Annotated in this window: 5 protein-coding genes; all 5 read right to left on the bottom strand. The window is 62.4% G+C overall.

The annotated features are described in order from the left end of the window. Nucleotides 1-104 precede the first annotated feature (104 nt). Nucleotides 105-2036: an acyl CoA:acetate/3-ketoacid CoA transferase gene (locus RA21_RS20000; protein WP_039152122.1), complete on the bottom strand. Its 1932-nt coding sequence runs from the start codon at nt 2034-2036 to the stop codon at nt 105-107. A 246-nt stretch (nt 2037-2282) separates the two neighbouring features. Then, a complete protein-coding gene (locus RA21_RS19995) occupies nt 2283-4370 on the bottom strand; it encodes a peroxidase family protein (RefSeq protein WP_039152120.1) in 2088 nt (695 codons plus the stop codon). Nucleotides 4371-4605: 235 nt separating this feature from the next. After that, nucleotides 4606-6984, bottom strand: a complete 2379-nt coding sequence (locus tag RA21_RS19990; RefSeq protein ID WP_039152118.1) for an ATP-binding protein — start codon at nt 6982-6984, stop codon at nt 4606-4608. A 25-nt stretch (nt 6985-7009) separates the two neighbouring features. Next, nucleotides 7010-8011 carry a cytochrome-c peroxidase gene (locus RA21_RS19985; RefSeq protein ID WP_082009013.1) on the bottom strand — a complete coding sequence of 334 codons (1002 nt, stop codon included), beginning with the start codon at nt 8009-8011 and terminating at the stop codon, nt 7010-7012. A 78-nt stretch (nt 8012-8089) separates the two neighbouring features. Further along, nucleotides 8090-9068 (bottom strand): NnrS family protein (locus RA21_RS19980; protein ID WP_039152116.1); only part of this gene is annotated, 979 nt, incomplete at its 5' end.

Raw genomic sequence — 9068 nt, 5'->3', positions numbered from 1 at the left:
AAATGCGATATTGCGGAGGCCGCGGATGACGGCGGAAAAGGCGCGAAGCTGCGGTGGGGAGCAAGGGTCGGCCCGCTGCGGGGGCGGCCCTGACGGTGCCGCTGTCAGGAGCCCCAGATCGCCTGATGCGCTTCCTCGCCGCTTTCGAAGATATGCGGCTGCACGCCGCGGCTGGCAAGCTCGCCCTGCATCTTCAGGCGCATGAAGGCGCTGGTGGTGTAATGGGCGATCGAAGACGAATACGCCTCCAGCGTCCGGCCGACAGAGGCGGCGTAGTCGTCCTGCAGGTCTTCGGCGATGCGGAAGCCGTTCTGGTTCATCACCATGCTGACATCGCGGCCGCTTTTGGCAAAGGCATCCTGCAGAACGCGGTCCAGATCCTCGACGTCCTGTTTCTTGCGGACGCTCCAGCCTTCGAGGTTGAGGAACATGGTGTGGCGGGCGGCGTCATAGGTGACCCGTTCTGAAAGGTTGAAGTTCAACAGGTCGTTCATCAGACCCATCGGCTCGTCCCGGAAGATGCGGGCATCCATCAGGGCGACGTTTTCAATGATCGGCTTGAACTCCATCTGATCCAGAATGTCGCGCTGCAAGTCGATGCCGGGGGCAATCTCAATCAGTTCCAGCCCCTTGGGGGTCAGCTGCAGCACGCAGCGCTCGGTCACGTAGAGCACCGGCTGCGATCGCTTGGAGGCATAAGGGCCCGAGAAGGTGATCTGCTCGATCAGGCGCACGAATTTCTTGTTGCGGCCTTCCTGCACAATGCGCAACTCGCCGTTTTCCACCGCAACCTTCAGCCCGCCGGCGGTGAAGGTGCCGGCAAAGACCACGGCGCGGGAATTCTGGGAGATGTTGATGAAGCCGCCGCAGCCGTTCAGGCGGCCGCCGAAGCGGGAAGCGTTGACGCTGCCCTCGGCGTCGCATTCGGCCATGCCAAGGCAGGTGAGGTCCAGCCCGCCGCCGTCGTAGAAATCAAACATCTGGTTCTGATCGATGATGGCGTCGGCATTGGCAGAAGAGCCGAAGCTGGAGCCGCCTGCCAGCACCCCGCCGACGGCGCCGGCCTCGGTGGTGAGGGTGATGTAGGGGGTGGCTTTTTCCTCGTTTGCCACGGCGGCCACACCATCGGGCGCCCCGACGCCAAGGTTCACCGCACCGTTGGGCGGCAGCTCAAACGCGGCGCGGCGGGCGATGATCTTGCGTTGATCCAGCGGCATCTTGGCGATGCCTTCCACCGGGACCCGGATTTCGCCGGAAAGCGCGGGATTATGCTGCACGCCGTAATTCATCCGGTGCATGTCCGGGTCGTCGGCGACGCAGACGCAGTCCACCAGCAGGCCGGGGATCTTCACATCCTTGGGCTTGATCGAGCCGTCCTCGACGATGCGTTCCACCTGGGCGATGACGATGCCGCCGTTGTTGTGGGCGGCCATCGCCTGGGCCAGGCAGTCCAGCGTCAGCGCCTCGCGCTCCATGCTGATGTTGCCGGAGCGGTCGGCGCTGGTGCCGCGAATGAAGGCGACGTCGATCTTGGTGGCCTTGTAGAACAGCCATTCCTCGCCATCGACTTCGTGGTAGCGGACGATGTCCTCCTCGGTCACTTTGTTGACCTTGCCGCCGCCGTGGCGCGGGTCGACATAGGTATGCAGGCCGACCTTGGAGAACAGGCCGGGCTGGCCGGCGGCGCAGGCGCGGTACAGCTGCGAGATCACCCCCTGAGGCAAGTTGTAGCCGCAGATCTTGTTCTCCTGCGCGGCCTGGGCAACCTTGGGCATGCGGCCGAAATTACCGGCAATCACCCGGCGCAAAAGCCCGTCGTGGTGCAGCCGCCCCGTGCCCAAGCCTTTGCTGTCGCCGGCGCCCGCGCACATGATCAGGGTGAGGTCGCGGGGGGCGCCTTCGGCCAGGAAGCGCTTTTCCAGCGCCGCGTGCAGCATTTCCGGTATGCAGCTTTGCACAAAGCCGGTGGTTGTCACGACGTCGCCGTCGCGGATCAGCGCCATTGCCTGTTCGGTCGTGGTTGTCTTGTCTTTCATGGCGTCGCCTCCTCCCCGAAGCTGCTTGCCGCCGGGTAGGGATCAATGTCCACGCGGCAGTTTGGTCGGGAATGTTAGGCGTGGTGGGGTTCCGTGCTGTCTTTCGATTGCGTCAGCGTTTTGGGGAGTTACGACATCCGGCCGGAGCGCCGGCCGGGAAGTTTCCGATTGGCGTCATCATGTGTCTGATAAGGCGAGGGGCCTGAACCGGCCGCTCGCCCATTGGGGATTATCTGTCCTACAGGCTCAGAACAGGCTGAAGCCGGAGTTCTGCCAGTCTTGCAGGCTGATGCCCTCCAGGACCACAGACCAGTTGCCGCCATCGGAAACCTCAAGATCGTCTCCCAGGTCCGTGATCTGCAGCGCATTGCGTGTCGGGCCTTCAGCTTTGATGAAGTCCTTGCCAAGTTCGAAGTCCGTGATGGTGTCCTCACCGGTGTGGGATGTCTTGAACAGGAATACGTCGGCACCGGTGCCGCCCGTGAGCAGGTCATCGCCCTCACCGCCAACCAGCACGTCATTGTGGCGGCCGCCGTCCAGGGTGTCATTCCCCTTGTTGCCGCGCAGAAGATCGTGGCCGTTGCCGCCTTCAAGCTCGTCATTGCCGCTGCCGCCACTGAGCGTATCCTTATGGGAGCCGCCAAAGATGAAATCGTCACCAGAGCCGCCCAGAAGCAGGTCCAGGCCGCCGCCGCCATCCAGGCAGTCGTCGCCCTTGTTGCCGATCAGCGTGTCGTTGCCGCCGCCGCCTTGCAGGTCATCATCTCCGGCGCGCCCCTTCAGGAAATCTGAGCCAATGCGACCGTGCATGAAGTCGCGCCCGCTGGTGCCGAACAGGTCGTCATCGCCCTTGGTGCCGATGATGCGCTCCATCGCGGCAAAAACGTCCTTTTGCAGCAGTTGGACATCGGTGTTGCGCACGATGACGTCCGATAGGCTGGTGTCCCAGAGATCTGCGAGCTCACGCTTTGGAATGCCATCGCGCCCTTCGCTCCAGTAAGGATCGCCGTCACGCAACCGGGTGAATTGATCAATCATCACAATTGTGAAGGTTTCACCCAACAGGCCCTTACCGTGGGGATCTTCGGCCAGGCCGCCAATCCAGGCGTCCAGCAGGTCGGTATCGCCATAGGCCTCCTTGAGCTTTGCTGCCAGCGCTGTGTCTGAGGTGATGTCAGAGAATTTTTCGGCCCGCGACAGGCCCAGGGCCTCGCGCAGGTCGTTGTAGCTGGCGACACCCATGTCGCGGCCACGCTGGATGTTCAGAGCTGCCAGGTCAAGACCGCCGGCGCCCGGCGGCCCGAACAGGAAGGAACGCACGTCCTCAACCACCTTGGTGTCGATGGCCTCCGAGGTTTGAGTGGCCGCGCCGCGCAGCACGTTTTCGATCATGTTTTTCTGGCTGACCAGATGCGGCTGGAAAAACGCATCGCGCAGAGCCAGCGGATCCAGCTCTTTACCGCTCTCGGTGACCCGCTGCAAATTGGAGGACAGCAGAGTGTGCCCCAAACGGTAAACAGCGGTAGAAAACTCGATCGCAATCCCCGGGTTCACCCCCTTGTCATAACCTTGGTAGTCGTCAAAGGCGTCCTTGCCGATCAGAATGGGCAGGAATTCCTTGAAGGTGATGGATTGCACCAGAGCCTCCACCCGGGCGCGGGCGGCTTCGAAAAGGTCATCATCCGACAGCATCGGGTCTTTTGCTGCCAGTTCGTCGACCAGCCTGTTATGCTCGCGCGTGAACAGGGTGTGCATCGACGTCAAGGCGACATTTTCGGCCGCACGGACATCGCCGGTTAAAAAGCCGTCGCCGTCACGGTGCAGAAGATCATCCTTGGTCATTTTCAGTTTGCCGCCGGCATCGCGCATTGCGCTGACCATCTCTACGGTCGAGCCATAGATCATCGATGCGTCGATATAGGCGGTGATCTCGTTGTGATAGCCGTCGTGATGGTGCTCGACCCGGGTAAAGGGAATGATGGCCTGGCCGGTGCCGAACGGGTCAAAAAACGGATCGCCTGCCGGTACTTCAATATGTGCGGTGATCTCGCTTTCCGCACCGGAGAGTGACAGGTCGTGGTCCAGGAACTGGCCCCAGATCCACAGGAAATCAGAGGCGCCGCCGGCAGTGTGCGTGGTACCGTGCTGCTGTGACAGAATGTTCGAAACTTCGCGCGGGTTGGGCCGGTCTTCACCGGCCATCTCGCCGTTTGGTCCCAGGCCGCTGGGTGCCATATGCATCAGCGCCGTGTTCGTGGCGCCCCAGTCAGGATGGTCAGGATTTGCGGAAGTGCCATCGGCGGGGCGCGCGGCCCCAATCTTCAAATTGGACATGTGATCCCCCAATCACTCGTTACTTTCACTAGAAACGCCGCCGCGCCATGCACACTCCCCAGCGCGCAGCGGCGGCTTATCACCTGCCGGCTCCAAGCGAAAAAACACTGCTGGAGCACAGGATCACCTTTCAGTTTATCATATTTTTGTGACTGATTGTGAGTTTTCGTGATGTATTTTTTTTGACTTAAATAACAGCCTGATAATCAGTTGAGTTGTGCGTACTGCGCCGGATTCAGGCCTGTTTGGCCTGGGTTTCTGGCTGTTCTTCGGCCGGTTTTTGCGTCCATTTGGCAATCTGGTCCAGCAGTTCCTTCTTGCGCACGGGCTTGGACAGGAACCCAATCATTCCGGCCGCGCGGCAGGCGGCTTCATCGGTGCTCAGGACATTGGCGGTAAGCGCCACAATCGGGCAAGGGCTGCGCCCGTTTTCCCGCTCCCAGTCCCGCAGGCGCCGGGTTGCCTCCAGCCCGTCCATGACCGGCATCGACATGTCCATCAGCACCAGGTCGAAGTTCTGAGCGGCATAGGTATCAACGGCCTCTTGACCGTTACTGCAAATGGTAAGCTGAATGCCGGTCGGGGCAAGCATCTTCTTCAGCACCAACTGGTTGGTGCGGTTGTCCTCTGCCGCCAGGACCCGGAGGCCGCTGAACTGGCCAGCTGAGTGCCCGGACCCTGTCTGGCGGGTGGCGGCGGCCTGAACTGGCCCTGTGTTCAGCGCCTTCTGCAGTGTCCGGAGAAGAAGCCTGCCGCGAGCGGGCTTCATCAGAACATGCACGGTCTTGCAGCTTTGCAGTGCCTGGTAGTCGGCAAGCAGCTGGCCGCCAGTACAGTAGACAAGGGGCAGCTCCCGGCAGCCAGGCAGCGCATGCAGATCCTGGCACAGGGACCTGGCCTGCGCCAGCGGCAGGCTGTTTTCCACCAGCACGAGGTCGGGCAGGGGGGCGCTAGCGGCCGGGGTTTGCAGCTGTGCCATCAGTTCCGGGAGCCCGGTCGGAGCACTCGCCGCGGCTCCCCAGTATTCCAACTGGCGCAGGCGCACCTCGCGGGAGAATGCCAGATCGGCAATGACCGCCACATTCTTGCCTGCAAGCGGGCGTGAAGGGTGCGGGATTGGGGCCGCCACAGGCAGCGTCAGGCAGACGGTGAAACAGGAGCCTTCACCGGACACCGAAACCACATCAATCCTGCCGCCCATTGCTTGGGCCAGCCGCGACGAGATCGCCAGTCCCAGGCCGGTGCCTTCGAACCGCCGGGCTGTGGTGCTCTCGACTTGCTCGAATGCGTGGAATATCTGCCCAATGCTGTCTTCGGGGATGCCAACGCCGGTGTCGCGCACATCAATGCACAGCGGAATTTTGTGGCTGGCGTCGTAGTTGAGGGTGATGCTGATGTGGCCCTCAAGCGTGAACTTTACGGCATTGCCGACCAGGTTCATCAGGATCTGCCGCACACGGCCGCTGTCACCCGAAAAGACCGCCGGGGTGCCTTCCGGAATGTCGATGCAGATTTCCACCCCCTTGGCCGTAGCGCTGGGGGACATCAGTGCAGCAACATCATAGATCACGTCGCGCAGGTTGAAGGGCTGCTCCAGCATCTGCGTCTTGCCAGCTTCCAGCTTGGAAAAGTCGAGGATGTCGTTGACGATGCGCAGCAATGCCTCGGAGGAGGCCAGGATAGTGCTTGTGCAGGATTGCTGCTCTGGCGTCAGGCTGGTTTCACTTAGAACCTCGGCCATCCCAAGCACGCCGTTGATGGGGGTGCGGATTTCATGGCTCATGGTGGCGAGGAAACGAGACTTGGTCTCCGTCGCGGCTTCTGCACGGGCTTTTTCCTGCAGCAGCCGGTCGGCAATCCGCTTCTTTTCCTCCAAGCTGGTTTCCAAGGTGTCGAGTGCCCTGAACACCGCGGCAATCTCATTGTCGCTTTCCGGCGCCGCGGGCTGTTCCCGGGTGGCGAGCCGCCGCAATTTCTGGGCGGCAAGCTGCATTGCCGCGGAAAAGCCGCGCGCCTTGCGCATGGCAAACATCAGGGCTGCGGCCATCAGGAGGGTGGTTCCGGTCAATCCCAGCACCAGAATCCGGGTGAGCGCCCCGTTTGCCGCAGCAACAGCGCGTTCCGCATGACCGGCGGCCTGCGCGGTGACAGTCGCGGCCTGGGCAGTAACGGCCTCGCTGCTCATGGTCAGTGCGCTAAGGGTTGGGATGTCCCGTTCTGATCTGATGCCAAGAAGGATAACTGCCTTCACGCACCAATCCGCAAAGGCGGTGTCCAGCGCCTTGACCTCTGCGCGCAATGACTCCGGCAGCGGCAGGGACAGAAGGGCCGCCAGATCCCCGTTAATTGATTTTAGATAGGCCTGGAACTGCCGGGCCACCTCCTCCTGCGGGATCAGCCGTGTCATCGCCAGAACGTCCATGGCATATTCTTCTGCGGTGGTGATGCCGGTGCTGACGCTGCTGGCACGCCGGGTTGCCTCCAGCGAGGTCTCCAGAACGGCGTCTTTGCGGGCTGAGGCATAGATCGCCATGCCACCAACCAGCAGCGCGGCGAACAGCGCGGCCACCGCGATGACCAGAACCGGAAGGACTATGGACCGTTTGATGTTCATGCGTGGTGTCCCTCAGCCGTACGCATCAGTTGGCCGGCAGGATTGGAGTCGGCACATTGGTCTCTGTGTCCGTCAGCGTTTCGAGGAAAGCAATGAGATCAGCAGTGTCGTCAGCAGAGAGAGTGAAGCTATCAATATCCGGAGACCGGTCCGCCGCGGCTGCTCCGCCGGCGGCATAGTGGCGGATCACCTCCTCCAGCGATGCCAGCGAGCCGTCGTGCATGTAGGGCGCCCGCAGCACGATATTGCGCAGGCCCGGAGTCTTAAAGCGGAAGTTCTGGTCCGGATTGGGCGGCACCAAGCCGCCACCGCCAAGATCGCCGGATTGCAGCCCGACATCATGCAGCTGGTTGTCAGTGAACATCCAGCCTGTATGACACGAAATGCAGTTTGCCTTACCGGTAAACAGCGCAAAACCCCGTTTGGCGGCATCGGAAACCGCCGTTTCATCTCCCTCCACCCAGCGGTCAAAGTCGGCGACACCGCTGACTATGGTCCGCTGATAGGTGGCCAGCGCGGTCAGCACGGTGTCCTTGCGGATGCCGCGGCTGGGAAACAGCCGGCCGAACCAGATTCTGTAGTCATCCACTGCCGACAGACGTTTGGTAATTTCCTCGAAGGTGGCGTTCATTTCATCCGGTGCGGTGATCGGCCCGGCAGCCTGTTCTTCCAGGCTTGTTACGCGCCCGTCCCAGAAGAGCGGCGTGATCCATGCGGCATTCAGGATCGTCGGTGCGTGGCGGCGGATCGGAGTGCCGGCCGCGCCCATCGCCTTGGAGACCGGGACTTCCCAGCCGAAAGACGGGTTGTGGCAGCTGGAGCAGCTGATGTTCTGCCCGCCGGAGAGGCGCGGATCAAAGAACAGCATCTTGCCGAGTGTTGCGATCTCGCGGTTGTAAGGGGCTTCGGCTGGAAACGGAACGGTTGCCGGCCGCCGGAACGCATCGAGCCCGGCCGTTTCAGCCAGGCTCTGGACAGTCCAAAACAGCAGCGGCACTACGGCAGCGGCAGCAGCTTTCCACCGCATTCAGGACCTCCTCTTCGCGTTCCATAACCTAGTTAACCGGAATGGCATCATCTGAGAAGGCCGTTAAAATATGGTGAGCTATGCCTGTCCTGCTGCTGCCTGCTGTGCAGGTGGCTGGGCGGGTTTCCCGGAGACCTTCTTGGGGCCGATCCGCCGGGTGACCAGCCAGGGGCCGGCCTTCAACACCATTAGCGCGAACCCTGCGGTCCACAGGCCAGCCGAGACGGTGATACCGTCCAGACCTGCAACCAGGCTCGTGCCGCCTGCAACACGTGCGGCAACGGCGCCCAGCAGCAGCATGAAGGCAAGGGTCAGCGCGGGGCCTGCCACCAGCGGGCGGCCGCTGTGGCCCATGGTGGCGCGCATCATCACCGCCAGTGTCATGCCGCCAATTGCACCGATACCCAGGACATGTACCGCGGCAGGAGGCTCCATCAGGCCGAAGGGCACGCCGCCTGCTGCAATCAGCCCGGCAGGCACCAGAGCATAGGCCAGGTGCAGCATCAGTAAAAGCGGATCCGGCAGGGTGGCCAGGCTGCGCCAGCGCGCCAGCCGTACCGTGTGCAGCAGGCCCGCGGCCAGTAGCAAGATGCCGGTGGCGGCAGCCCAGGGCGCTGCGGTCCAGGCCAGCAGCGCGGCCGCGCCGAAGACTAGCGTCACCGCGTCGAACCTGCCGAATGGCACAGGCATTTTGCCAGCCCCGCGCTTGGCCAGCCAATTGCGGGTAAAGCTGGGAATGATCCTCCCGCCGATCAGCATGATCAGGAAAATCAGAACCGCGATGCCCAGACGGCGGGACAGATCCGCGGCGCCTTCAGTCATCGCCTCTATGTGGAAGCAGGCGTTGGCAATACCGAGCAGGGTGACCGGCACCAGCACCTTGAGATTGCGCCAGTTTTCACCGGCAATGATCTCGCGTGCGATCATGGCAATCACCGCGGCCAGGAAGGCGCAGTCCACAGCCATCACCCCCAGCGCGGGCAGCCCCAGCCAGCCCGCAGCCGCCAGCCTGCCCAGCAGCCAAAGGCCGGACAGCAGTGCCAGGGGCAGCCCGCGC

This window comes from Leisingera sp. ANG-DT (genome assembly GCF_000813785.1).
GTDB lineage: Bacteria > Pseudomonadota > Alphaproteobacteria > Rhodobacterales > Rhodobacteraceae > Leisingera.
Note: the sequence above shows the minus strand (reverse complement) of the source record. Positions and strands in the feature narration are given on the sequence as shown.